The following is a 24,009-nucleotide window of genomic DNA, read 5'->3' on the forward strand; positions in this document are numbered from 1 at the left end:
GGTACGGCGTGCCGTCACACGGGGCCGCCCGATAGGATGATCGCAATGATCGGGCTTCTCGCGCTGCACCTCATCGCCGCAGCGGGGGCCCCCGCCCTCACCCGGCTGCTCGACCGCCGCGCGTTCGTCGCGCTGGCCCTCGTCCCGGCGGCCTCGTTCCTCTGGCTGCTCCCCCGGGCGCTCGACGTCACCGACGGCGGCGCACCGCTCGTCCAGCGGTGGTCGTGGATCCCCAGCCTCGGTGTCGACGTCGACCTCGTGCTCGACCCGCTCACCGCGATCATGTCGTTGGTCGTCACGGGCGTCGGTGCGCTCGTGCTCCTGTACTGCGGCTGGTACTTCCGCCACGGCGACCCGGAGATCTGGCGCTTCTCCGGCGTCCTGACGGCGTTCGCCGGCGCGATGCTCGGGCTCGTCCTGTCGGACAACATGTACGTGCTGTTCGTGTTCTGGGAGCTGACGACCGTCCTGTCGTACCTGCTCATCGGCCACAACCCCGAGCGCCGCGCCAACCGTCGGGCCGCGATGAACGCGCTCCTCGTCACCACGTTCGGCGGGCTCTCGATGCTCGTCGGCCTCTTCGTGCTGCATGCGCAGACCGGCACCGCGCGCCTGAGCGAGGTCGTGGCCGACCCGCCGTCCGGCCCGGCCGTCACCGCGGCGGTCGCCCTGCTGCTGGTCGGCGCGCTCAGCAAGTCGGCACTGGTCCCGTTCCACTTCTGGCTCCCGGGCGCCATGGCGGCGCCCACCCCCGTCAGCGCCTACCTGCACGCCGCGGCCATGGTGAAGGCCGGCGTGTTCCTCGTCCTGCTCCTGGCCCCCGCGTTCGCCGACACCCCGGGCTGGCGCCCGGCGCTGCTGACGCTCGGCATCGTCACGATGATCATCGGCGGCCTGCGGGCGCTGCGCCAGCACGACATCAAGCTGCTGCTCGCCTACGGCACGGTGAGCCAGCTCGGCTTCCTGGTGGCCGTCGCGGGTGCCGGGACCCGCGCGGCGGCGTTCGCCGGCCTGTCACTCGTCCTCGGCCACGCACTGTTCAAGTCGACCCTGTTCCTCGTGGTGGGCGTGGTCGACCGCAGCACCGGGACGCGCGACCTGCGCGAGCTCACCGGGCTTGCCCGGTCCCTTCCCGTCCTCTTCGTGGCCACCGTGCTGGCCGCCGCATCGATGGCCGGCCTCCCCCCGCTCCTCGGGTTCACCACGAAGGAGGCCGCCCTGGCAGCGTTCGTCGACCTCGGCGACGACGCCGGCATCGGCGGCTGGGGCACCCTCGCGCTCGCGGGCCTCGTGGTCGGGTCGGTGCTGACCGTCGCCTACACCGCACGGTTCGTCTGGGGCACCTTCGGCACCAAGCAGGTCGCGGCGCCCACGCTGAACCCGCCCGGCGTGATGTTCCAGGTGTCGCCGGTGGTCCTGTCCGTCCTCGGCCTGGCGGCAGGGTTCGCGGGCGGTGCGCTCACCCCGCGCATCGCCTCCTACGGCGACGTGTTCGCCGAGGGCGCGCACGCACCCGTGCTGACGCTCTGGCACGGCTTCACCCCGGCGCTCTGGCTGTCCGTCGTCGTGGTGGTCGGCGGGCTCGCCCTGTGGCTCCTGCGCCGCCCCGTGGCGCGGCTGCAGGCGACCCTCGTCGAGCGGCTGCACCTGCCCGACGCCGAGCGCAGCTACCACGCGATCGTGCGCGGGGTCGACCGCGCCAGCATCGAGGTCACCGGCTTCACGCAGCGCGGCTCCCTCCCCTTCTACCTGGGCATCGTCCTCGTCGTGCTGGTGGTCGTGCCCGGCACCGCCGCCGTGCGCGCCTGGGGCGCCCCCGACGTCTCGGTCGGCGACGGCAGCACGTTCGGCCCCGACGACGCGCTGCGGGTGGCCACCGTGGCGCTGGTGTGCGCAGCCGCGCTGCTGACCGTGCGCTCGCGCCGCCGGCTGCGGGCCGTGCTCCTGCTCGGCGTGACGGGCTACGGCACGGCCCTGCTGTTCGTGCTGCACGGCGCCCCCGACCTCGCGCTCACCCAGGTGCTGGTCGAGACCTTCGCGCTCGTGACCTTCGTGCTGGTGCTGCGCCGCTTCACGCCGTTCTTCTCCGACCGGCCCTTCACCGTCACCCGACGGGTGCGCATCGCGATCGGAGCGACCACCGGGCTCGCGGTGGGCGCGTACGCCGTCGTCGCGGCCAACGCGCGGACGGCGTCGCCCATCGGTCGTGCCTTCGAGGGGCCGGCCTACGAGTTCGGCGGCGGCGAGAACATCGTCAACATCACCCTCGTCGACATCCGTGTGTGGGACACCTTCGGCGAGCTGGCCGTGCTCGTCGTGGCCGCCACCGGCATCGCGAGCCTCATCTTCCTCATCACCGACCGCGCCCAGTCCCACCGCGAGACCCGGCGGGCCCGGCCGGGACCCGGCGACGAGCGTCAGGGCTGGCTGCCCGGCTCCGGCTCCCTGGAGGACGTGCGACGCTCCGTCGTGTTCGAGGTGGTCGCCCGCGCCGTGTTCCCCGTGCTGATGATCTTCTCGGTCTACCTCATGTTCACGGGGCACTACACGCCCGGTGGCGGCTTCGCGGGCGGCCTGGTCGCGGGTCTCGCGCTCGCCGTGCGCTACCTCGCCGGCGGCCGCCGCGAGCTCGACGCCGCGGCGCCCGTCGACGCCGGCGTCGTGCTGGGGTCGGGGCTGGCCGTCGCGGCGCTGTCGGGGATCGTGCCGGTGCTCGTGGGCGCCAACACCTTCCAGAGCGGCGTCTTCGACATCCCGGTGCCGCTGCTCGGCGACGTGCACGTGGTCACGTCGGTCGCGTTCGACGTCGGCGTCTACCTCGTCGTCGTCGGCCTGGCGCTCGACGTCCTGCGCAGCCTCGGCGGCGGGATCGACCGGCACGGCGAGGAGGGGCACACCGACTCCGGCCTCTCCGAGGAGTGCACCAGCGCCCCGTCGCGCGGAGGAGCACCCGCATGACCGTCGACCTCGCCCTCGTGATCGCCATCGTCGTCCTCGTCGGCTGCGGCACCACGCTCATGCTCGAGCGCAGCCTCAGCCGGATCCTCGTCGGCTTCGTCATGGTCGGGAACGGCGTCAACCTGCTGTTCCTCGTGGCGTCCGGCCCCAGCGGCGCACCCCCGATCGTCGGCCGCGGCGGCATCACCGACCCGCTCCCCCAGGCCATGGCCCTCACCGCCATCGTCATCACCCTCGGGGTGAGCGCCTTCGGGCTGGCCCTGGCCTACCGGTCGTGGCAGCTGTCGGGCAACGACGACGTGAAGGACGACGTCGAGGACGACCTGATCCGTCGACGCGCGGAGGCCGACGAGACGTCGAGCTCCTTCGATGAGCCCGAGACCGACGTCCCCGACGAGGAAGGTGCCGACGCATGACCCAGCTCGTCGTCCTGCCCGTGCTCCTCCCGCTGCTCGGCGCGGGCCTGTGCCTCGTGCTCGGCCGGTCCGCACGTGCGCAGCGCATCGTCAGCGTCGCCGTGCTCACGGCCGTCGTCGCCACCGCCTCGGTGCTGCTGTACCGCGCCGACACGCAGGGCCCGCAGGCGCTGACCGTCGCCGGCTGGGGTCCCGAGATCGGCATCACCCTGGTCGCCGACCGGCTCTCGGCGCTCATGCTGCTCGTCTCGTCCGTCGTGACCCTCGCCGTGCTGCTCTACTCCTTCGGCCAGGGCATCGTCGAGTACGGCCGCGACACGCCGCTCTCGGTGTTCCACCCGACGTACCTCGTGCTGAGCGCCGGGGTGTCGAACGCGTTCCTGTCGGCCGACCTGTTCAACCTGTTCGTCGGGTTCGAGGTGCTGCTGGCCGCCAGCTACGTGCTCATCACGCTCGGTGGCACGGAGGCGCGGATCCGCGCCGGCACGGTCTACATCGTGGTCAGCCTGCTGTCGTCGATCATCTTCCTGGTGGCGATCGCCTGCATCTACGCCGCCGTCGGCACCGTCAACTTCGCGCAGCTGTCGCAGCGCCTCGGCGACCTCGACCCCGCGGTCGCGCACCTGCTGCAGCTGCTGCTGCTCACCGTGTTCTGCATCAAGGCGGCCGTGTTCCCGCTGTCCGCCTGGCTGCCCGACTCCTACCCGACCGCACCGGCGCCGGTCACCGCCGTCTTCGCGGGCCTACTCACCAAGGTGGGCGTGTACGCGATCGTGCGCACCCAGACGCTGCTGTTCCCCGACGACTCCCTGCGGCCGCTGCTGCTCACCATGGCGATCCTGACGATGCTCGTCGGCATCCTCGGCGCGGTCGCGCAGACCGACATCAAGCGCATCCTGTCCTTCACCCTCGTCAGCCACATCGGCTACATGCTGCTCGGGGTGGCGCTGGGGACGGAGCTGGCGCTGTCGGGCGCCGTCTACTACATCGCGCACCACATCACCGTGCAGACGGCTCTGTTCCTGCTGGCCGGGCTGGTCGAGTACCGCACCGGCACGACGAACCTCGACCGGCTCGGCGGACTCGCCCGGTCCGCGCCGATCCTCGCCGTCGCGTTCTTCGTGCCCGCCATGAACCTGGCCGGCATCCCCCCGTTCTCCGGGTTCCTCGGCAAGGTCGCGCTCGGGCGGGCGGGCATCGAGGCGGGTGACTGGCTGGCCGTCACGGCCGTCGTCGCCAGCGTCGCGGTGAGCCTCCTGACGCTGTACGCCATCGCCAAGGTCTGGAACCGGGCCTTCTGGCAGCCGGTCGACGACGACCTCGCGCAGTCGGTGGTCGACGACGGCTCCGACGTCTGGTCGCACGGCGCCCTGCACGGCGGTGGCGATGTGTCCACCCGCACGCAGCAGACGTCGTCGTGGGCACGGGTCGCCGAGGAGCAGAGGCTGCCGCTCGGCATGGGCCTGCCGACCCTCGCCCTCGTCGTCGCCTCGGTCGCGCTCACCGTGTTCGCCGGTCCGCTGTTCCGCGTCACCGACGCCGCGGCCGACGAGCTGCTGCAGCGCACGCCGTACGTGCAGGCCGTCCTGGGCGGCGACCGATGATGCCGCGCTGGCGGATCGTCGTCGGCCTGACCGCGATCTGGCTGCTGCTGTGGGGTGCGGTGACGCCGACGCTGGTCGTGGGCGGCGTGCTCACGTCGGTGCTCGTGCTGATGCTGTTCCCGTTCCCGCAGGCGCCGTGGCGCTGGACGCTGCGCCCCTGGCCGACCCTCACGATGCTGCTGCGCTTCGTCGTCGACCTCGTGCGCGCGTCGGTGCAGGTGTCGTGGCTGGCCCTCCGACCCGCCGCACCGCCGAGGAGCGCGGTCGTGCGGGTGCCGCTGGAGACGCGCAACGAGCTGCTCGTCACCGTCACGGCGGAGCTGGTGTCGCTGGTGCCCGGGTCGCTGCTGGTCGAGCTCGACCCCGAGCAGCCCGCGCTGTACCTGCACGTGCTCGACGCCCGGTCGCCCGAGCACCTCGAGCGGGCGATCGCGAGCGTCCACGAGCAGGAGCGGCGCGTGGTCGAGGCGATGGCGCCGAAGGACGAGCGCGACGCCTACCGTCGCCGCCCGCAGGAGGTGTCCCGATGATCCCCGTCGCCGTCGCGTGCGCGTCGATGCTCGCCGTCACGGGCGTCCTGTGCCTGGTACGGATCGTGCGTGGTCCGACGATGCTCGACCGCACGGTCGCGGCCGACGTCTTCGTCGCCGCCTGCCTGTCCGCCGTCGGTGTCGAGGCGGCGATCGCCGGTCACGTCGACACCGCGCCCGTGCTCCTCGCCCTGGCCCTGGTCGGGTTCCTGGGCTCGGTGAGCATCGCCCGGTTCGCCGCCCGCGACATCGACGCCCCCCAGGAGGACGCATGACGACCGACCTGCTCGTCGACGTCGTGTCGGGCGCTCTGCTGCTGACGGGCAGCGCGCTGGCGCTCGTGGCCGCCATCGGCCTGGTGCGGTTCCCGGACGTGCTGACCCGCATGCACGCGGCGACCAAGCCGCAGACGCTCGGCCTGCTGCTGGTGCTCGCCGGCCTCGCCCTGCGCATCCACGACCCCGGCGCCCTGACGATCATCGCCCTCGTGGCGCTGTTCCAGCTCATCACCGCCCCGGTGTCGGCCCACATGGTCGCGCGGGCCGCCTTCCGCACCGGCATCGCCGACACCTCCCGCCTCGAGCGCAACGACCTCGACGACGTCTAGTCCCCCCGATTCGGTACGTCATCGCCCGTTCCGCGCGCGAGAACGGGCGATGGTGTTCCGAATCCTCACGTCGCGGAGGGGAACCAGCGGTGCCACATGACGTTCGTGACGAGCGGACCCGCATAGCCGCGGTCAGCGAGAGCCCGGTGGATCCGCCGGATGACGTGCTCGGGCCGTCGCATGTCGACCGCTGTCACGACGATCACGCGGTAGCCGAGAGCCTCCAGCTCCTCGCGTCGCACGCGGTCACGCTGCCACTGCCACGCATCGGTCTCGTGCTGACGTCCGTCGTACTCGACCACGACCGCGTACTCCTCGATGAGCAGGTCGACGCGAGCCACGAACCGCCCCGAGGCGTCGAGGACGTCCACGTTCGGGCGAGGACGCGGGAGACGTGCGAGCACGATCATCAGCCGCAGCGCGGTCTCCCGTGGCGACTCGGCCCCGTCGTCGGCAAGCACGAGCGCTCGCCGGGCGCGTCGCACGCCGTGGAGGTGCCGACTCCAGCAGTACCCGAAGAGCTGCTCCCTGGTCAGCGCACCGACGTGGACGAGGTGGTCGATCAGCTGCACGAGCTGGACCATGCCGAGCTCCCGAGCGCAGTCGACGACCGTGCGCGGTGCCGCCGTGGTCGGCACGCCGTGCCGCCGAACCCGTGCGACCTCGTGGAGGTGCCGGTGAAGACGCACCGGAAGCCTGGTCCGTACGTCCGACCTCGTGGCGAAGTGCAGCCCGCGGTGGCCGATGGGATCGAAGCCCCACAGCCTGGCCGCGGTGACACCGCTGACGACGGCGTCCGGGGGCAGCTTGAGCAGGGCGCCGCGGATCCAGACGAGCAGGTCGACGTCCAGCCCCGACCAGACGTAGACGTCCGGGAACAGCCGCCGGAACCGTCGAGACTGCAGCGCCTTCCACGTCACTCCGGACCGTGCAGCCTGGGCGGACGTGAACGGTCCGTCCCGCAGCTCCTCCGGCACGTCCTCCACGCCTGAAGCCTGGCGCGGACGTCTCGATCGCTCATCCCGCTGCCCACAGGCGCCTCTCCCTCCCCAGGATTCGGTACGTCATCGCCCATTCCTGCGCCCAGAATGGGCGATGACGTACCGAATCGTGGGGACTGCCGGGCGGGGAGGTAGGTTCGGGGGGTGCGTATCGCGACCTGGAACGTGAACTCGATCCGTAGCCGCGTCGACCGCGTGACGGCCTTCCTGGAGAGGCACGACGTCGACGTGCTGGCGATCCAGGAGACGAAGTGCCGCGAGGACCAGTTCCCCGCGCTCGAGCTCTCGTCGATGGGCTACGAGTACGTCCACGTCGGGCTGAACCAGTGGAACGGCGTGGCGCTCCTGTCGCGGGTCGGCCTCGACGACGTGGCGACGTCGTTCGCCGATCAGCCGACGTTCGGCGACCCGCCCGTCCTGGAGCCCCGCGCGGTCGGCGCCACCTGCGGGGGCGTGCGCGTGTGGAGCCTCTACGTGCCGAACGGGCGCGACCTCGCGCACGAGCACTACGCCTACAAGCTGGAGTGGCTCGCCCGCCTGCGCGCCGACGCGGAGGGCTGGCTCGCGGCCGACCCCGACGCGCAGATCGCCCTCACCGGCGACTGGAACATCGCCCCGCAGGACGACGATGTGTGGGACATGACGGTCTTCGAGGGCAAGACGCACGTGTCCGAGCCCGAGCGTGCCGCGTTCCGCGCGATGGTCGACACCGGCTTCAGCGACGTCGTCCGCCCGTACGCCCCCGGGCCCGGCACCTACACCTACTGGGATTACCAGCAGCTCGCGTTCCCGAAGAAGCGCGGCCTGCGCATCGACTTCGTGCTCGCGTCCCCCGCACTCGCGGCCCGCGTCGACGGGGCGTTCATCGACCGCGAGGAGCGCAAGGGCAAGGGCGCGAGCGACCACGCCCCCGTCGTGGTCGACCTCGCCTGAGCCTCAGCTGCCCCAGGTGGGGCGCAGCGGCATGTGGGCGTCGCCGTCGTCGCCGACCTTGACGCCGAGCACCTGGTGCAGGCCGATCTCGTTGCGCTCGAACGCGAGCCGCGAGCCGGCCATGTACAGGCCCCAGACCTTGGCGACGCCGAGGCTCACCTCGCCGAGGGCGTCGTCCCAGCCCTGCTCGAGGTTGCGGCACCAGTCGCGCAGCGTGAGCGCGTAGTGCTCGCGCAGGTCCTCCACGTGACGGACCTCGAGACCGTGGTCGTGCATGGCGGTCACGATGGTGCCGACCGGCGCCAGCTCGCCGTCGGGGAAGACGTAGCGGTCGATGAAGGCCCCCGCCTTGGTCGACAGCGAGCCGTCGCGGCGCGTGATGCAGTGGTTGAGCATCCGGCCGCCGACGCGCAGCTTGCCCTGCAGGAAGGTGAAGTAGTCGGGGTAGTTGCGGACGCCGATGTGCTCGAGCAGGCCGATCGAGGAGACGGCGTCGAAGCCCTCCTCCTCGACGTCGCGGTAGTCGCCGAAGCGGACCTCGGCGAGGTGGTCCAGGCCCTCGTCCTTGATGGCCTGCTGGGCCCACTCCGCCTGCTGACGGCTCAACGTCACGCCGAGCGCCTGCACCCCGTAGTGCTGGGCGGCGTGGCGGACCATGCCGCCCCAGCCGCAGCCGACGTCGAGCAGCCGGTCGCCGGGCTTCAGCCCCAGCTTGCGGCACACGAGGTCGAACTTCTCGAACTGCGCCTGCTCCAGGGTCGCGGCCTCGTCGGGGAAGACGGCGCAGGTGTACGCCATCGACGGGCCGAGGACGATCTCGTAGAAGCGGTTGGAGACGTCGTAGTGGTGGTGGATCGCCTCGGCGTCACGGGCCTTGCTGTGCCGCAGCCCCTCGACCATGCGACGCCAGCGGGGCTGGTGCTCCTCCGGCGGCGGGGGCGGCGGCTTGAGGTTCGACAGGCCGAGGCTGCGCACGACCTGCAGCAGCTCGGCCGGTCCGGGCATGCGCAGCCGCAGCCGGCTCTGCACGAGCGCCATCATCTCGTAGGGGTCGGCGAGCGAGACGCCGTCGAGCTCGAGGTCGCCGGACACGAACGCCCGGGCGAAGCCGAGGTCGCCGGGGGCGGTCATCAGGTAGGCCAGACCGCGCTCGTTGACCAGCCGCGCCGTGAAGGGCGCGTCCACCGGCCCCGCGCTGCTGCCGTCGTACGCCTCGAGCCGGAACGGCATGCCGTCGCGCATCAGGCGCGACACGGCCTCGGCGATCGTCAACGTCTCGCTCTCGCGGATGCTGCTCATGAGTTCCTCACCGCTTTCTCGTACAGGGAGCTGAGGCGCCCCTCGGGGTCGTGGACGGCCCGGACCGCGTCGAGCGCGGCGGTGCCGTAGAGCCGGGCGAAGGTGTCCTCGTCGTAGAAGGCCTCGGAGTAGAGGGACTTGTGGCCGCCGAGGGTGTGCACGTGCTCCTCGATGCGTCGGTTCACGGCACCCTCGGGCGTCCCGGCCGGCACGACGACCGTGCCCCAGAAGCCGAGGTTCACGTAGGTCTCGCCGGGGGCCAGCGGGTAGCCGGCCCAGGCGCGGGTGGTGCGCAGGGGGCACAGCCACACCGGCCGCATGCCCACCTCGGCGTCGAACCACTCGAGGAAGGCCGGGACGGCGTCGACGGGCACCTCGACGTCCTGGATGACGCGCTCGCGGCCGGGGACCTTCTTCACCCGGTCGAGCAGCCTGCTGAGCCCGATGCGCGTGTCGAGGGAGACCAGCCGGTGGTAGACGTCGGAGCGACGCCAGCGGCGCGGCCAGAGCCGGCGCACGAGCGGCTGCTGGGCGCCGAACGCGGCCGAGCACCAGAACCAGTCCGTGTCCCAGCGCCACAGGTAGTCGTAGATCGTCAGCCGGTCGGTCTCGCGACGCTGCAGCGAGCGGTAGTAGACGTCCTGGCCGGCGTAGTCCGACGTGGGACCCGGCTCGTCGGTGAACCGTGCCAACGTCACGTACACCTCGGTGGGGGTGAACGCGGTGGCGTCCAGCCCGTGCACCGGCTCGCCGTGCCACTGCTGGGTCTCGGTGACGTCGGCGAGGGCCTGCGCAGCCTGCTTGGCGTCGTCGAAGCGCACGTGGCGCAGCGCGACGTACGGCGGGACCGCCTCGAGCCGGATGCGCAGCCGGGTGGCGTAGCCGAGGCTGCCGTAGGAGTTCGGGAACGCGTCGAAGAGGTCGTCGCCGGGGCGGCAGGTGACCACCTCGCCGGAGCCGGTGAGCACGTCCATCTCCAGCACCGACTCGTGCGGCAGGCCGTTGCGGAACGACGTCGACTCGATGCCCAGGCCGGTGACCGCGCCGCCCAGCGTGATGGTGCGCAGCTGCGGCACGACGTAGGGGATGAGTCCGTGGGGCAGCGTCGCGTCGACGAGGTCCTCGTAGGTGCACATGCCCTGCACGTCCGCGGTCCGGGCGTCGGTGTCGAGGGCGACGACGCCGTCGAGCCCGCTGACGTCCAGGCCCGGCGCGTCGGTCGCGGCGCGCGGTCGGAAGAGGTTGCTGGTCCGCTTCGCCAGCCGTACGGGCGACCCGGTGGGGATCGCCGCGTAGGAGGCGAGCAGCCGGTCGACGGCGCGCTGGTGCTCGGTCCACCCCTTCATGACGTCAGCCATGCCCTCAGCCTAAGTGCGACCTTTTTCCAGACGCCACCCGGAGGTTGCAAACGTCAACTACTGTGGCGCGGCTCTCACACTGCAGCTCTCACTCGGGACCCTCACGCCGACCGGCCGAGCCTCCACACGAGCGCCTCGCCGTCGCCCTCGATCACGACGTCGGCCTCGATGTCGCCGGCTCGCAGCGCATCGCCCGGACCGAGCAGCTCCCCCGCCACGGCGACCGAGCCCCGCGTCACTTGCACCAGCAGGGCGGGGGACGCGGGGACCGTCACCGACACCTCGCCCGACGGGCGCGCCACGAGCAGCTCCGCGGCGGCGTGCAGCGTGACGCCCGGGTGCAGACCCGGGCCCGGGGGCACGTCGAGCGACGCGTACTCCGGCGCCGACGCGTGCCGCGAGCGCAGCATCGTCTGCACGAACCGCAGCGGCTCGACGTCCGAGGCGTTCATCTCCTCGTGCCGCGCGCCCTCGCCCGCGCTCAGCCGCTGCGCCGTGCCGGGCCGCACGGTGCCGTGCGTCCCCGTGGTGTCGCGGTGGGCGAGCTCGCCGTCGAGCACCCAGGTCACGATCTCGACGTCGCTGTGCCGGTGCTCGGCGTAGCCGCGACCCGGGTCCACGACCTCCTCGTTGACCGCCACGACGTCGCCGAAGCCCGTGTTGGCGGGGTCGTAGTGGACGCCGTAGGAGAACGAGTGCAGGGTCCGGACGCCGTCGCCCTCGGTCACGTACCGCTCACCCGCCCGGCGCACGTCGCTACGCATAGCCGAGCTCGTGCAGCCGGTCGTCGTCGATGCCGAAGTGGTGGGCGATCTCGTGGACCACCGTGATGCCGACCTCCTCGACGACCTCGGCCTCCGTCTCGCAGATGGCCAGCGTCGGCCGCCGGAAGATCATGATCCGGTCGGGCAGCACGCCGCCGTAGGCGGTGTCGCGCTCGGTGAGGGCGACACCGTCGTACAGCCCGAGCAGGTCGGGGTCGTCGGCGGGCGCGTCGTCCTCGACGAACAGCACGACGTTGTCGAGCAGCGCGGTCATCTCCTCGGGCACCTGCGCGAACGCCGCCTCGACCAGCTCAGCGAACCGGTCCTCGCTCATCTCCACCACGCCCCCATCCTGCCCGAGGGCCGGTGGTGACCCGGCCGTCCAGGTCGGCGGGGTCGGACACCCGTATGCTGGGTCCGCCGCGCCCCCTTCGTCTAGCGGCCCAGGACGCCGCCCTTTCAAGGCGGTAGCGCGGGTTCGAATCCCGTAGGGGGTACCAAGCACTAACGCTGCCAGCCCAGCGCAGACAGCCCACTCGGCAGCAGGACGCCCGGGCGTGGTCACACCCACGGTCACACGAGAATCGCACAAACGTCCGGACCCACCCCTATCGTGGACGCCATGCCGACCCCCCAACAGCGAACCTCCAGCACCGGGGAAACCACCTGGCGCGTCCGCTTCCGCATCAACGGCCGCATGCTTTCGCGCACCTTCTACGACCCCGAAGGCGCCCACACCTTCTGCACCTGGGTCGACACACTCGGCGCCGACCGCGCACTCAAACTCCTCGAGGGCGAACAACAGACCACCACGGCAGAACCCGACCGCCTACCCACTCTCGACGCCTGGGCCGACCGCTACATCGAATCCCTCACCGGCGCCTCCGACGGCACCAAGGCGGGCTACCGATCCAGCTACGCCCACTCCTTCTCCCCCATCCTCGGCAGCCTGCGCCTCGATCAGATCGACCGCGAAACCGTCGCCACCGCCCTCGCACGCCTCACCCGCACCGGCGGCCGGGACGGAAACGGCTACTCCGACAAGACCGTCGCCAACCAGCACGGCCTGCTCTCCGCGATGATGGCCACCGCAGTCCAAGACCGACTCATCGACGCCTCACCCTGCGCGCAGATCCGTCTACCGCGGCGCACCGAGCACGACGACACCGAGAAGCGCTTCCTCACCGAGGACGAGTTCTGGACCCTGCACGACGCAGCCACACCCCATCACCGCCCGATCCTCCAAGTCCTGGTCGGGACCGGCATCCGGTGGGGCGAGATCGAGGCAGTCCAAGTCAGAGCTTTTGACTCCAACCGCAAGACCCTGCGCATCACCCGCGCTGCGAAGTACGCCGGCAAGGGCAAGGGCCGCGTCATCGGCCCGGTCAAGACACGCAGGTCCCGCCGCACCATCGGCCTGGACGACGACCTCTGCGCGATCTTCGAGCAGATGGCCCACGACCGGCACGGTGACGATCTGCTCGTGCGTGCGGCTCGCGGCGGCCAGTTGAACCACAAGGTCATCTGGGAGGACGTGTGGGTGCCGGCGTGCACTCGCGCGGGGCTGCTTGATCCGCGTCCCCGGATCCACGACCTGCGGCACACGCACGCGTCGTGGTTGATCGGCGCCGGGGTCGACATGAAGGTGGTGCAGGAGCGTCTGGGCCACGAGTCGATCACGACGACGATGGATCTCTATTCGCACCTGCTGCCGGGCGCGCAGGACAAGGCGGTTGAGGCGATGAGCTCGATCTGGAGCCGGCGGACGCGCCCCAGCCTGTCGGTGGTCAGCTAGTCGACGATGCCGAGGCGTCGCGCGGAGCGGCTGCGCTGCCGCTGGGCGCGCAGGCGTCGCAGTCGCCGCACGAGCAGCGGGTCGAACGCGAGGATGTCGTCGCGGTCGATGAGCTTGTTGAGCTGCTGGTAGTAGCGCGTGGCGGACATGTTGAACGTCTCGCGGATGCGGGCCTCTTTCGCGCCGGCGTACTGCCACCACTGACGCTCGAGGTCGAGCATGGCCCGGTCGGTGTCGCTGATGGTGACGGGTGCGTTCATGAGTTCAACGCTAGGGGTAGGTGCCGACAAGATCAGGAGTTGCCGAGCACCCACTCCGCGACGGGGGTGCCGCCCGGTCGGTAGATGAGCCGGTCAATCTGGGTGCCCTTGGGCACCTCGAGCTGCAGCCAGCCCTTGACGCAGCGGCCCGGGATCATGCCGACGAGCTCGGGGAACTTCGGTGAGGGCCAGTCGTTCCAGGAGGAGCCGTTTCCGGTGTACTCGTCGCCAGATGGGGTGATGGCCGCCCAGTCGCCGTTGAACGTCGACTCGGGCTGTCCCTCGACGTCCTTCTTTACGCACTGCTGAAGGCGGAGACCGACGAACTGGTTGCCGTCCTGCGGCACGCGGTACTCGGCGGGCGGGTAGGGGTTCTTGACCTCAGCGAGGGTAGTCGTGACGTCCTGCCCGACACGGGACTGGCCGACCTTGAGCGCGCGGTCATCGAGGTTGGGGGCGAACGGGTCTGTCGTTTCGCTCGCCGCGGCCGACGGGGACGGCTTATCGCGTGCGGCGTCGTCCTTGCTGCCGCCGCTACAACCGGTCAACGTCAGGACGGCCACGGCGACCAGGGTCAGGGTCCGCTTCATGCCACGTGCTCCATCTGCGCTCTGCGCGCCTCTAGGTAGGACTTCTCTGCTGGGTGGCAGCGTGCCATCCCGATTCGGGTGATGAGGGTGTCGAGGTCGACGCGCAGATCGTGCGCCAGGTCTTCCCCAACCTGCCACCCTCGCCACGTCGCGGCGTCTGCGAGCTGCTCGACGCCGATGAGCATGCCGGCCGCCCACTTGCAGGCGGCCAGCTCCTCCTTGCGGTCTAGGACTGAGCCCTGGTGCATGAGCTCGATGTGGCCGAGTGCATGCGCGACACAGGATCGGCGCCCGTGCTTGCCGGAGTACTCGGCGTTGTAGTCGGGGTCGATGAGGATGACCTTGCGTCGCCAGCACATCACTTCGGGGATCCCGCGGAGATAGTCGAAGCGGATGACCCAGTCGGGGTGCCGTTCGCCGGCGTAGGCGTAGGGATCCCACCAGGTCGTCACTAGTGCTCCCGCGATGCGCGGTTGAGCTTCCACTCGATCTCTTCCTCGTACTCGTTCAGCAGCCGCTTGAAGTCTTCGTCGCTCATGTTCGCTGGTTTCCTTGCCTTGATCGTCGCAATACCAGGATCTTCGGTGTCGCCACCGACAGAGTCGCCGATCTGCGGCGGTTCCTGGCCGGCTTCGATGGCTGCGAGGGTTCCTGCGCGCCATCCGAGTGCGCGCTCGACTTTGCCCTGTGTAGGGAGTTTGATCCAGCGCTTGCCGCCGAGGAAGTCCCCAATCGTTCCCGGATCTGCCCCGGACTCTCGTGCCAGGCGGCTGGTGCTCCACTCGCGGTGCGCCAACTCGGCGGCTACGGCGAGGCGCGCCCTGGTGCGCCCTTCGTTGTTCGGCATCGACTGCCTTTCTGTTCCTCATGGTCCAACAGTGTTCGGGAACACCAGGAAACATCAACGCGATGAACCTGAACAGCAGGGCAGAAATGGCGGGAATACAAGGGAAGAACTACACGGTTGCCAGGTGCTCTGACCTGCGACAACGTGACTGTGCCGAGAAGTTCCCGTTTCCCCATTGACAGTGTTCCCTGATGTTCCTTAGTCTTCATGCATGGCCCCAGCACCCATCACCGACCGCGAACAGCGCGAGCGGCAGCGCGTCGGCGCAACACTCCGCACGCACCGCACCCGCCGCGGCTACGACGTCAACCAGTTCTCCCAGGCACTCGGCATCTCCTACTCCTACCTCTCGAACATCGAGGCAGGCCGTAAGCCGCTGACCGACATCCTCCTGGCCCGCGCCGCCGACCTGCTCGAGGTCGAGCAGATCGCCATCAAGATCCCCGACTCCGAGAACGACACGCAGGTGCCGGCATGACCGCCGACCGGCCCCAGCGTCTGACCGTCGACGAGGCCGCCCAGATCGCCCGCGAGTCCGCATTCACGATCCGCAAGCGGTGCCGCGACGGCGTCCTGCCCGCAGCCAAGCACGGCCGCTCCTGGTGGATCCTCCGCACCGACCTCGACCGCTACATGCGCGCCACGAACACCCCGGCCGAGACCGAGGAGCAGTCGAAGTTCCTGACGGCCGATCAGAAGCGACGCCAGCGCGCCAACGCCTCCTGACCATCCGCTCACCACCGTCCACAACAAACCGGGGCCGACCCCCAGCCGGACAAGCACAAAGGTCGACCCCAAGTCAGAAAGCCAGGATCCCATGAACCAGCCCGACCCCACCAGCGACACCCCCAACCTGCCCAGTGCCGAGTTCCTCGACGAGCTCGACCACAAGGCACTCGTGATGCGCACCCACGCCGTCACCGTCGCGATCCAGCTCACCCACCTCGTCCAGGCCGGCCTCGACATCCCCCCGCACCTGCGTGCGTCACTCAACGGATTCACCGTCGCGCAGGACGCCTACCTCGGGCTGTTCACCACGGCCTCCGGCAAGGCGGTCGCATGATGACGTACACCCTGCTCGCGGCACTCCTGCTACTCGGCCTGCCGATCCTCGTGATCGTCGCCCGATGGGCCGAACGGGTCGCCATCCACGGCTTCGACCGTCACGCCGACACCGCGATCAACGTCGCGAACGAGAGCGGTGAGCAGCGATGACGTGCCACATCTGCAACGGACACGGCTACATGTGCCCGCACTGCGCCGATGGGACGTGCGACTGCACGCAGTGCGCTGGTTCGGAGCGTGCGCGATGAGCCGCTACGACATGCCCCTCATCGACCCGCCCGAGGCGTACATCACCAACGCCCAAATCGACCACGCCGAAGCCGTCGCCATCGAAGCCGGCTGCCCCACCACCAGCTGCCCCAACCTCAACATCTGCGACGTGTGCGGGGACTACATCTGCCCCGACCACACCCGCGACGCCACCACCTGCGCCAACGTCGGCGACCACCACGACGGGTGCGTCGACAACTGCCAGGCATGCGTCAACGAGCGTGCGCTCGAGCTCGCAGGAGGCGTGTGATGACCACCCGACCTTCGCTTGCTCGTGGCCGCGGTTCAGCCCCTGCGACGAACGAAGAGCTGCAGACGTTCGCAACGATCTACTTGGAGGAGATTGCTGACAAGGCTCGAGGCGCGGTGACGCGCACGGCAGACCGCTGCGGGATGCACCGCGTCACGGCTCACCGCTGGATCAAACAGTGCCGCGAGTTGGGACTTCTGCCTGCAGAGACCGTCGACCAGCCCCTCGTGCCCGGCACCGCCGCCTGGTCACGCAAGGTCACCGCCTCGAAGGTCGCCGCGATCCTCGGCCTCTCTCCCTACGACAGTCCCCTGTCGTGCTGGCACAAGATGAAGGGGAACGTCCCGCTGGAGCAGGAGACCGAAGACCACCGGCGCGGCCACTACGCCGAGCCGGCCATCCTCGCCTGGTGGCGTGACCAGCACGGCATCACCGACCCCGCCGAGTGGATCGATCAGCCGCAGTACACGCGGCCGGACCTGCCCTGGGCCGCTGCCACGCCTGACCTCGCCACGCACGACGGCGAGGGTGACCTCCCGCTGCTCGGCGACGAGCGCGTAGTACTCGTCGAGGCCAAGACCGCCCGGTCGCTCGACGAGTGGGGCGAGCCCGGCACCGATGAGATCCCCGCCTACTACTACGTGCAGGCGATGTTCCAGCTGCACATCGCTGGAGCGGACAAGGGTCGGGTCTCTCGGCTCTACATGCCGGTCTGGGGATCTTGGTTCGAGATGGCCGAGTACGTCGTCGACTACGAGCCCGACATCGCCGCCGGCATCATCGCCCGCTGCGCCGAGTTCGCCGCCTCCCTCGAGGCCGACACCCCGCCGCCGCTCGACGACACCGTCGCGACCCTGCAGGTCCTCAAGGCGCTGCACCCCCACATCGCCAAGGGCGACGTCGTGCAGCTCGAGCACAGCGTGGCCGTCGAGTTCATCGACGCGTCCAACGCCTACCGCGAGGCCGAGGCCCGCAGACGAGCCGCGCAGTCCGCCGTCCTCGACGCCATGGGCGCCGCTCAATACGCCAACGCAGGCGACGTGCGCGTCGCCCGCCGCCAGCCCGCCAAGGGCGACGCGATCGCCCTCTACCAGGTCGCCAAGACCACCCAGACCATCGGAGACCCGTCATGACCGAGATCGAGCAGTACAACGACCAGCCCACCGTGCCCGCCATCCCGCCGCCCGCGCTCACCGGCGCAGGGATGGCCATGATCCGCGAGTACACCGCCGCGATGGACGACGCCCACCGATTCGCCACCGCGATCTGCCACTCCCCGTTCGTCCCGCAGCACTTCGCCAAGAAGCCCGCCGATACCGCCCTCGCCATCCTCTACGGAGCGTCCGTCGGGTTCGACCCGATGACCTCGGTCCAGCAGCTCTACGTCATCGGAGGCAAGCCCGCGCTCTACGCCCGCGCCATGGTCGCCATCGTCCTGGCCGCCGGTCACGAAATCTGGACAGAGGACGAGGGAGAGGGCTTCGTGACCGTCGCCGGCCGCCGCAAGGGGTCGGACAAGGTCACGAAGGTCACCTGGACCACCGAGCTCGCGCAGCAGGCCGGATACACGAAGAACGCGAAGTACAAGTCCGAGCCTCGCGCGATGCTCTACGCCCGCGCGTCGGGTGACGTCGCGCGGCGCATCGCCCCGGACGCGCTGCTCGGCCTGGCGTACAACGTCGAGGAGATGCAGCTGGTTGACGAGCAGCCGCAGCAGCGTCAGCAGGCGACGGCCGCATCGCAGAAGGACCGCGTGCGCGCAGCAATCGCGCAGCCCACCGCGGAGCCGGAAGAGGCGCCGGACGACGAGGCGGAGCCCGAGCAGCCCGGCATCACCAGCGCGCAGACGAAGAAGCTGCACGCGCTCGTCGGCGAGCTAGGCCTGACGCGGGAGCAGAAGATCTCCGGCGTCTGCCAGATCATCGGCCGTCAGGTCGAGTCGACGTCCGAGTTGACGAAGGCCGAGGCCGTGCAGGTCATCGACTCGCTCGAGCAGGCAGCGAAGCCCGCCGCGGCTACCGACCCGGAGCCTGTCGAGCCGGACGACGATGGTGCGGTAGACGGGGAGATCGTCGACGACGCCGTCCAGGTGTGGCAGCAGTGCATCGAGGCTGCCAGCGCGATCGGGATGAACCTGTGGGATCTGGCGGCCGACTTCAAGACGTTCACCGGGATCAAGCGGGCCGACGCCGACGTCGCCGCACTCCAGGCATACCTGACCGACCTGCAGGGACGGGAGGCTGCGTGATGTTGCTCAGCCGATCCCGATACACCAAGACGCTGCTGGCGAACGACGTCGCGCGAGCCCACCACCCTCGCCACCGCAGGCCCTACGACGTGGCCCTCGACCGTGCACGCAAGGAATGCAACGTCGTCGCCGCACGACACTCCACGGACCCGACGAGCATGCGGGCGGTGTTTCGCCGATGACCGCCGTCTACCTCGCCGGCCCCTACGCCGCCCGCGCTCGCCTCAACGGGTTCGCCGAAGATCTCCACGCACTCGGCGCAGACGTCACCGCGTCATGGCTCGACGAGACGCACGACATCACCCCCGGCACCGTCGACGCCGCGACCGACCTGTCCGACACCGAGGTCGCCCGGCACGCAGCCACCGACCTGCAGGACATCGCCAACGCCGACCTCCTCATCCTCATCACCGCCAAGGTGGCCGGCGTCCCCGGCGCCGCGAGTGGCGGCCGCCACGTCGAGACCGGGTTCGCGCTCGCGAACGGGCTGCCGGTGTTCGTCGTGGGACAGGCGGAGAACGTGTTCCACCGCCTTGGCGACACCCAGGGTGTCTACCTGTGGCCCGACTGGATCACCACTCTGGCCGCCGTTCGGATCCAGCTCGGCCCGGGCGTCGGCTGGTCCGGCTTCCCGCGGCCCACAACCGGAAGCGGGGCACGCGCATGAGCTGGACCACCGGCACCTGGTACGCGTTCGACACCGAGACCACCGGCATCGACGTCCACACCGACCGCATCGTCACCGCCACCATCATCAAGATCACCGCCAGCATCCCCGGCGACCACCGATCCTGGCTCATCGACCCAGGCATCGAGATCCCCGAGGCCGCCACCAACGTTCACGGGATCACCACCCACCACGTCCGCCGCCACGGCGTCCACCCCACCGAAGCGCTCAGCGCCATCGCCAACACCCTCACCAGCGTCCTACGCGCCCGGCTCCCCCTGGTCGCCATGAACGCCGCCTACGACCTCTCCATCCTCGAGGCCGAACTCCGACGCCACAACCAGCCCACCCTCACCAGCACCCTCAACCCCGACGACTGGCACACCCTCGTCGACCCGATGGTCCTGGCCCGCGGTCTGGACACCGTCAACCGGGCGTTCCGCAAGGGCCGCACCTACAAGCTGCCGGACCTGTGCAAGCGGTACGGGGTGCCTTTCGCCGAGTCCCACGACGCTCACGCGGATGCGATCGGTGCCGGCCTCGTGGCGGCCGCGATCGTCGACTCTGACCTGGACCTGGCGTCCCGTGGGCCGGCGGAGTTGTTCCGAATGCAGTCGACGTGGCGGCGTGAGGATCAGCGCCGGTTCCGGGAATGGGTGGTGTCGAACGGGAAGGAAGAGCAGTACGGCGACATCGACGGCGGCTGGCCTCTGCACACGCGACTCACCGAGACGGCGGTGCCGGCATGAGCGCCCCGAACACGACCGAGCGGCTCGACCTCACCGACTTCGAGTTCGACATCCCCTGCCAATCCGCGATGCACCAACGCGCCCAACACACCGGCGCAGCCGCATGGATCGTCACATGCACAACACCCTGCGGCTGCGACCCCCGCATCGTTCTCGCCTGCGCCCAGTGCCTCGAAGCTGCGCTGGCATCAACCGAAACACGGCACTTCCGACACGCTCGGTGCGGTTGGCCCTTCGTCGCCTCTCTCGCAGAGACCATCACAAAAACGGAGCCGCTCCGATGATCGTCACCGGCCTCGACCTCTCACTCACCTCCACCGGCTGGGCAACCGTCACCGACACCGGCGACATCACCACAGGACGCATCCAGTCCAAGGGCACCAAAACCGCCACCCTCCGCGACCGACGCGAACGCCTTGCCGAGCTCGCCTGGAAGATCAGCGAAGCCGCCTCCGCCGCCGACCTCGTCGTCGTGGAAGGCCCCTCCTTCGGCCAGCTGCGCCAATCCGGTCAACACGATCGCGCTGGCCTCTGGTGGCTCGCGCTCGACGCCATCTGGCAGGTCTGCACCGTTGTCGAGGTCCCGCCCGCCAGCGTCAAGAAGTACGCCACAGGCAAGGGCAACGCCGACAAGGACACCGTCCTCCTCGCCGTCGCCCGCCGCTTCCCCCACGTCGACCTCACAGGTAACGACGAAGCCGACGCACTGATCCTCGCCGCCATGGGCGCCCGCCACCTCGGCACACCCATCGACGACATGCCCCTCACACACACCATGGCGATGAGCAGAGTCGCCTGGCCCGACACCCAGGACGGAGCACCGTACTGATGCCCTCCACCAGACCAGACCGCACCCGCCGCGGCCGCACCACCCGCCAAGCCACCTGCAACGGCTGCGGCATCCGACGCCGCACCGAAACCCAAGGCGACTACTACTGCCGCGCCTGCAAACCAGCCACCCGACCCGAACCCACCTACGACAACGACATCCGCCTCGACGGCGGCAGATGGGTGCTCCGGGGTCTCGTCTGGCGCTGGCACGCCAACGAGCAAGCCGAAGAGGTTGCAGCATGACCTACCGACTGCTGGACCTGTTCTGCTGCGAGGGCGGTGCGGCCGCCGGCTACCAGCGAGCCGGCCTCGACGTCGACGGCGTCGACATGGAGCGCCGCTTCGGAAAGCGCTACCCGGGCCGCTTCTACGCCGGCGACGCTCTCGAGTTCATCCGACAGCACGCCCACCTGTACGACGCCGTGCACGCGTCGCCGCCCTGCCAGGGCTACACCCGCGGGAACGCCGGTCGCGAGACTGCTTGGCCACGCCTCATCCCCGAGGTTCGCGCCGCGCTGCAGGTGGTCGGCGTGCCGTTCGTCATCGAGAACGTGAAAGACGCGGGGCCGCACATGGTCGACCCGATCGCCCTGTGCGGCTGCATGTTCGACCTGTCGACGACCGACACCGACGGCGTGCGCATCCACCTGCAGCGCCTTCGCCTGTTCGAGACCTCGTTCGCCGCCGCGGCGCCGCGCGCGTGCGACCACTCGCAGCACGAGTGGGTGGCCGGCGCCTACGGGGGTGCGCGTCGCGACAAGTACGAGGCCAGGTACGTCCGCAAGGGCGGCTACGTCCCTCGCGAGAAGACCGTCGTGCAGCGCCTGCTCGGCATCGAGCACGACATGACCTGGAAAGGGCTGTTCGAGAGCATCCCGCCGGCCTACACCGAGCACATCGGCCTGCAGCTGATCGAGCACCTCGACGCGGAGGCCGCAGCGTGACGACGCCCTACTATTCCGACGACGCCGTCACGCTGCACCACGGCGACTGCCTCGACGTCCTACGCGACCTCCCGGACTGCTCGGTCGACAGCGTCGTCACCGACCCGCCCTACGGCATTGGCTTCATGGGGAAGCAGTGGGACCAGCCGGGCCGTCATGGGTCGACCCGCCGCGGGCGCACCCGCAAGGTCGACATGACGACTGGTGGCATCGGCGACCACAAGAAGACGACCGAGCGGTCCGGCGCCATGATCGCCGGGGACTACGACCTGTCCCTGACGGGGCTCAAGAGCTTCCAGGCGTGGTGCGAGGAGTGGGCGACCGAGTGTCTGCGGGTCCTCAAGCCGGGCGGCCACATGGTCGCGTTCGGCGGGTCGCGCACGTGGCACCGGCTCGCCGCAGCCGTCGAGGACGCGGGCTTCGAGATCCGCGACAGCATTGCCTGGCTGTACGGGTCCGGCTTCCCGAAGTCGATGAACGTGGCAAAGGCGATCACCGGCACTCAACTCGGCCACGGCGGCAACAGCGTCGCGATCCGCCGCGCCACCATGGGAGACGAGTACGAGCCGTCAGGCGTCCAGGGCAACCGAGACGGCGTGACCCGACGCTCCGACACCGGCATGGCCGACCGCGACCTCGCGCTCACACCCGACGCCGAGCAGTGGAAGGGCTGGGGCACCGCGCTCAAGCCTGCGTTCGAGCCCATCGTCGTCGGCCGCAAGCCACTCACAGGCACGGTGGCCGCGAACGTCCTCGCACACGGGACCGGCGCATTGAACATCGACGCGACGCGCGTCGGAGACGGGGCAGACTCGCAGGGAGCTCGCGACGGCGAGTCGTCGGCCACCAACCGCTACGCGCACCGCGGTGCCGTTGACCTGGCCGTGACCCCAGGGCCTCGCGGAGGAGGGTCGTCGGGCCGCTGGCCGACAAACGTCCTGCTCGACGACTCGCAGGCCGACGAGCTCGACCGACAGAGCGGGACGAGCAAGTCGCCGAGCTCGCCAGTTCGGCAGGGCGGTGTACACGGCTTCGACCCCGGTAAGAACGCCGGGCAGCGAGCTCGCGAAGGCTACGGCGTCGGTTACGGCGACGCGGGCGGCGCGTCGCGGTTCTTCCCGACGTTCAGTCGTCACGACCACGAGGACGTCGAGGACGGGTACAACTGCCCGGACTGCGAATGGGAGGCCAAGAGCTTCGATCTTCCGACGTTCCGCTACGAGGCGAAGGCGCCCACGTCGGAGCGTCCGCGCGGCGAGGACGGCACCGCCCACCCGACCGTCAAGCCGCTCGACCTCATGCGCTGGCTCGTCCGGCTCGTCACGCCACCCGGCGGTGTCGTCCTCGACCTGTTCGCCGGCAGCGGCACCACGGCCGAGGCGTGCGTCGTCGAGGGCTTCCAGTGCATCGCGATCGAGCGCGAGGCCGACTACCTGCCGCTCATCGTCGGCCGGCTTACCAAGCCGATCCAGGTCGGCCTCGACTTCGGTGGTGACCTGTGATCGTCTACGTCGCCGGCCCCATGACCGGTCTCCCTGAGTTCAACTACCCAGCGTTCAACGCGGCCGAGGAGCAGCTCGCCGCCGCCGGCCACCGTGTGCTCAACCCCGCCCGCCACGGCCTCATCGACGGCTGGACCTGGCAGGACTACATGCGGGCCGCGCTGATCGACGTCGCCTCGGCCGAGGGTGTCGCACTGCTGCCGTGGTGGCAGAGGTCGAAGGGCGCACGGCTCGAGCGGCACGTCGCGACGACCCTCGGCCTCGACGTCCGACCCCTGGCGCGGTGGTTGCCATGAACACCACCCCCTGCCCTACCTGCCGCCACGACGTCATCGACACCGGCACCCGCCTTCTGAACCCCGACCGCTCGCGCCTCGGCCGCTACCTCCCCGACGGCACCGAACTCACCCCACGCCAACAAGCCAACGTCACCATCCGCGGCCACCACCTCCACCACTGCACCAACACACCACCCCCACCGCCCCCGGCCACACAGGAAGCCCTGTTCTGACCATGACCAG

General features: G+C 70.1%; 31 protein-coding genes and 1 tRNA gene. 23 read left to right on the top strand and 9 right to left on the bottom strand.

The annotated features are described in order from the left end of the window. Window positions 1–45 precede the first annotated feature (45 nt). From AC3WRM_RS05250 to mnhG, 6 genes are read left to right on the top strand one after another with little or no spacing between them, the layout of a single operon-like run. Complete coding sequence (locus tag AC3WRM_RS05250) at window positions 46–2,958, top strand: Na+/H+ antiporter subunit A (protein WP_492248768.1); 2,913 nt, start codon at window positions 46–48, stop codon at window positions 2,956–2,958. Beyond that, window positions 2,955–3,374 carry a Na(+)/H(+) antiporter subunit C gene (locus AC3WRM_RS05255; protein ID WP_492248767.1) on the top strand — a complete coding sequence of 140 codons (420 nt, stop codon included), beginning with the start codon at window positions 2,955–2,957 and terminating at the stop codon, window positions 3,372–3,374. Before AC3WRM_RS05250 ends, AC3WRM_RS05255 begins: the two co-directional genes overlap by 4 nt. Then, window positions 3,371–4,978 carry a Na+/H+ antiporter subunit D gene (locus AC3WRM_RS05260; protein WP_492248766.1) on the top strand — a complete coding sequence of 536 codons (1,608 nt, stop codon included), beginning with the start codon at window positions 3,371–3,373 and terminating at the stop codon, window positions 4,976–4,978. Before AC3WRM_RS05255 ends, AC3WRM_RS05260 begins: the two co-directional genes overlap by 4 nt. Further along, window positions 4,975–5,508 carry a Na+/H+ antiporter subunit E gene (locus AC3WRM_RS05265; RefSeq protein ID WP_492248765.1) on the top strand — a complete coding sequence of 178 codons (534 nt, stop codon included), beginning with the start codon at window positions 4,975–4,977 and terminating at the stop codon, window positions 5,506–5,508. The genes AC3WRM_RS05260 and AC3WRM_RS05265 overlap by 4 nt, the downstream gene beginning before the upstream one ends. Beyond that, window positions 5,505–5,783 (top strand): MrpF/PhaF family protein, encoded by a 279-nt coding sequence (locus AC3WRM_RS05270; RefSeq protein WP_286689975.1) that lies wholly within the window; start codon window positions 5,505–5,507, stop codon window positions 5,781–5,783. The genes AC3WRM_RS05265 and AC3WRM_RS05270 overlap by 4 nt, the downstream gene beginning before the upstream one ends. Continuing rightward, window positions 5,780–6,115, top strand: a complete 336-nt coding sequence (mnhG, locus tag AC3WRM_RS05275; RefSeq protein WP_492248764.1) for a monovalent cation/H(+) antiporter subunit G — start codon at window positions 5,780–5,782, stop codon at window positions 6,113–6,115. Before AC3WRM_RS05270 ends, mnhG begins: the two co-directional genes overlap by 4 nt. 65 nt (window positions 6,116–6,180) lie before the next feature. On the opposite strand, the gene AC3WRM_RS05280 is transcribed toward mnhG, so the two are convergent. Further along, entirely contained in the window at window positions 6,181–7,101 is a 921-nt protein-coding gene (locus tag AC3WRM_RS05280; RefSeq protein WP_492248763.1) for a DUF559 domain-containing protein, read from the bottom strand. A gap of 159 nt (window positions 7,102–7,260) precedes the next feature. Here AC3WRM_RS05280 and AC3WRM_RS05285 point away from each other — a divergent pair, with 159 nt between their 5' ends. Further along, window positions 7,261–8,049, top strand: a complete 789-nt coding sequence (locus AC3WRM_RS05285) for an exodeoxyribonuclease III (protein ID WP_492248762.1) — start codon at window positions 7,261–7,263, stop codon at window positions 8,047–8,049. Window positions 8,050–8,052: 3 nt separating this feature from the next. Here the strand turns inward: AC3WRM_RS05285 and AC3WRM_RS05290 are convergent, their stop codons facing one another. From AC3WRM_RS05290 to AC3WRM_RS05305, 4 genes are all read right to left on the bottom strand, one after another. After that, a complete protein-coding gene (locus AC3WRM_RS05290; protein WP_492248761.1) occupies window positions 8,053–9,348 on the bottom strand; it encodes a class I SAM-dependent methyltransferase in 1,296 nt (431 codons plus the stop codon). Next, window positions 9,345–10,706: an FAD-binding oxidoreductase gene (locus AC3WRM_RS05295; RefSeq protein WP_492248760.1), complete on the bottom strand. Its 1,362-nt coding sequence runs from the start codon at window positions 10,704–10,706 to the stop codon at window positions 9,345–9,347. The genes AC3WRM_RS05290 and AC3WRM_RS05295 overlap by 4 nt, the downstream gene beginning before the upstream one ends. A gap of 101 nt (window positions 10,707–10,807) precedes the next feature. Continuing rightward, window positions 10,808–11,470 (bottom strand): pirin family protein, encoded by a 663-nt coding sequence (locus tag AC3WRM_RS05300; RefSeq protein ID WP_492248759.1) that lies wholly within the window; start codon window positions 11,468–11,470, stop codon window positions 10,808–10,810. Next, entirely contained in the window at window positions 11,463–11,804 is a 342-nt protein-coding gene (locus tag AC3WRM_RS05305) for a metallopeptidase family protein (protein WP_492248797.1), read from the bottom strand. Before AC3WRM_RS05305 ends, AC3WRM_RS05300 begins: the two co-directional genes overlap by 8 nt. Window positions 11,805–11,894: 90 nt before the next feature. Here AC3WRM_RS05305 and AC3WRM_RS05310 point away from each other — a divergent pair. Beyond that, a tRNA-Glu gene (locus tag AC3WRM_RS05310) sits at window positions 11,895–11,970 on the top strand. 122 nt (window positions 11,971–12,092) lie between these two features. After that, window positions 12,093–13,265: a tyrosine-type recombinase/integrase gene (locus AC3WRM_RS05315; protein WP_492248758.1), complete on the top strand. Its 1,173-nt coding sequence runs from the start codon at window positions 12,093–12,095 to the stop codon at window positions 13,263–13,265. On the opposite strand, the gene AC3WRM_RS05320 is transcribed toward AC3WRM_RS05315, so the two are convergent. From AC3WRM_RS05320 to AC3WRM_RS05335, 4 genes are read right to left on the bottom strand one after another with little or no spacing between them, the layout of a single operon-like run. Continuing rightward, complete coding sequence (locus AC3WRM_RS05320; protein WP_492248757.1) at window positions 13,262–13,525, bottom strand: DUF3263 domain-containing protein; 264 nt, start codon at window positions 13,523–13,525, stop codon at window positions 13,262–13,264. The two genes, AC3WRM_RS05315 and AC3WRM_RS05320, sit on opposite strands and share 4 nt — an antisense overlap. Window positions 13,526–13,557: 32 nt before the next feature. Continuing rightward, window positions 13,558–14,115: a hypothetical protein gene (locus tag AC3WRM_RS05325; protein WP_492248756.1), complete on the bottom strand. Its 558-nt coding sequence runs from the start codon at window positions 14,113–14,115 to the stop codon at window positions 13,558–13,560. Then, a complete protein-coding gene (locus tag AC3WRM_RS05330; RefSeq protein ID WP_492248755.1) occupies window positions 14,112–14,567 on the bottom strand; it encodes a hypothetical protein in 456 nt (151 codons plus the stop codon). Before AC3WRM_RS05330 ends, AC3WRM_RS05325 begins: the two co-directional genes overlap by 4 nt. Then, entirely contained in the window at window positions 14,567–14,962 is a 396-nt protein-coding gene (locus tag AC3WRM_RS05335; RefSeq protein WP_492248754.1) for a hypothetical protein, read from the bottom strand. The genes AC3WRM_RS05330 and AC3WRM_RS05335 overlap by 1 nt, the downstream gene beginning before the upstream one ends. A gap of 211 nt (window positions 14,963–15,173) precedes the next feature. Between AC3WRM_RS05335 and AC3WRM_RS05340 the strand changes: the two genes are divergently transcribed. The 14 genes from AC3WRM_RS05340 to AC3WRM_RS05405 all read left to right on the top strand — a co-directional run bounded on the left by AC3WRM_RS05340 (window position 15,174) and on the right by AC3WRM_RS05405 (window position 23,999). Next, complete coding sequence (locus tag AC3WRM_RS05340) at window positions 15,174–15,440, top strand: helix-turn-helix domain-containing protein (protein ID WP_492248753.1); 267 nt, start codon at window positions 15,174–15,176, stop codon at window positions 15,438–15,440. After that, window positions 15,437–15,688 (top strand): helix-turn-helix domain-containing protein, encoded by a 252-nt coding sequence (locus AC3WRM_RS05345; protein ID WP_492248752.1) that lies wholly within the window; start codon window positions 15,437–15,439, stop codon window positions 15,686–15,688. The genes AC3WRM_RS05340 and AC3WRM_RS05345 overlap by 4 nt, the downstream gene beginning before the upstream one ends. 91 nt (window positions 15,689–15,779) lie before the next feature. Then, a complete protein-coding gene (locus AC3WRM_RS05350) occupies window positions 15,780–16,025 on the top strand; it encodes a hypothetical protein (protein ID WP_492248751.1) in 246 nt (81 codons plus the stop codon). Further along, window positions 16,022–16,177 (top strand): hypothetical protein, encoded by a 156-nt coding sequence (locus AC3WRM_RS05355; protein ID WP_492248750.1) that lies wholly within the window; start codon window positions 16,022–16,024, stop codon window positions 16,175–16,177. The genes AC3WRM_RS05350 and AC3WRM_RS05355 overlap by 4 nt, the downstream gene beginning before the upstream one ends. Window positions 16,178–16,271: 94 nt before the next feature. Beyond that, a complete protein-coding gene (locus tag AC3WRM_RS05360; protein ID WP_492248749.1) occupies window positions 16,272–16,547 on the top strand; it encodes a hypothetical protein in 276 nt (91 codons plus the stop codon). A gap of 227 nt (window positions 16,548–16,774) precedes the next feature. Beyond that, a complete protein-coding gene (locus AC3WRM_RS05365) occupies window positions 16,775–17,680 on the top strand; it encodes a lambda-exonuclease family protein (protein WP_492248748.1) in 906 nt (301 codons plus the stop codon). Beyond that, window positions 17,677–18,795, top strand: coding sequence for a hypothetical protein (locus AC3WRM_RS05370; protein WP_492248747.1), 1,119 nt, complete (start codon window positions 17,677–17,679; stop codon window positions 18,793–18,795). The genes AC3WRM_RS05365 and AC3WRM_RS05370 overlap by 4 nt, the downstream gene beginning before the upstream one ends. A 178-nt stretch (window positions 18,796–18,973) precedes the next feature. Then, the gene (locus AC3WRM_RS05375) at window positions 18,974–19,462 is read left to right on the top strand and encodes a hypothetical protein (protein ID WP_492248746.1); all 489 of its coding nucleotides are present in this window, start codon (window positions 18,974–18,976) and stop codon (window positions 19,460–19,462) included. Beyond that, window positions 19,459–20,211: an exonuclease domain-containing protein gene (locus AC3WRM_RS05380; protein WP_492248745.1), complete on the top strand. Its 753-nt coding sequence runs from the start codon at window positions 19,459–19,461 to the stop codon at window positions 20,209–20,211. The genes AC3WRM_RS05375 and AC3WRM_RS05380 overlap by 4 nt, the downstream gene beginning before the upstream one ends. A gap of 280 nt (window positions 20,212–20,491) precedes the next feature. Then, window positions 20,492–21,040 carry a hypothetical protein gene (locus AC3WRM_RS05385; protein WP_492248744.1) on the top strand — a complete coding sequence of 183 codons (549 nt, stop codon included), beginning with the start codon at window positions 20,492–20,494 and terminating at the stop codon, window positions 21,038–21,040. A 241-nt stretch (window positions 21,041–21,281) separates the two neighbouring features. Beyond that, on the top strand, window positions 21,282–21,986 hold the full coding sequence (locus AC3WRM_RS05390) for a DNA cytosine methyltransferase (RefSeq protein ID WP_492248743.1): 705 nt from the start codon (window positions 21,282–21,284) through the stop codon (window positions 21,984–21,986). Next, entirely contained in the window at window positions 21,983–23,488 is a 1,506-nt protein-coding gene (locus AC3WRM_RS05395; protein ID WP_492248742.1) for a DNA-methyltransferase, read from the top strand. Before AC3WRM_RS05390 ends, AC3WRM_RS05395 begins: the two co-directional genes overlap by 4 nt. Beyond that, window positions 23,485–23,784, top strand: coding sequence for a DUF4406 domain-containing protein (locus AC3WRM_RS05400; protein ID WP_492248741.1), 300 nt, complete (start codon window positions 23,485–23,487; stop codon window positions 23,782–23,784). The genes AC3WRM_RS05395 and AC3WRM_RS05400 overlap by 4 nt, the downstream gene beginning before the upstream one ends. Then, window positions 23,781–23,999 (top strand): hypothetical protein, encoded by a 219-nt coding sequence (locus tag AC3WRM_RS05405; RefSeq protein WP_492248740.1) that lies wholly within the window; start codon window positions 23,781–23,783, stop codon window positions 23,997–23,999. Before AC3WRM_RS05400 ends, AC3WRM_RS05405 begins: the two co-directional genes overlap by 4 nt. The last annotated feature ends 10 nt before the right edge of the window (window positions 24,000–24,009 follow it).

The organism is Aeromicrobium sp. EU05-FHT14F07 (assembly GCF_058790455.1).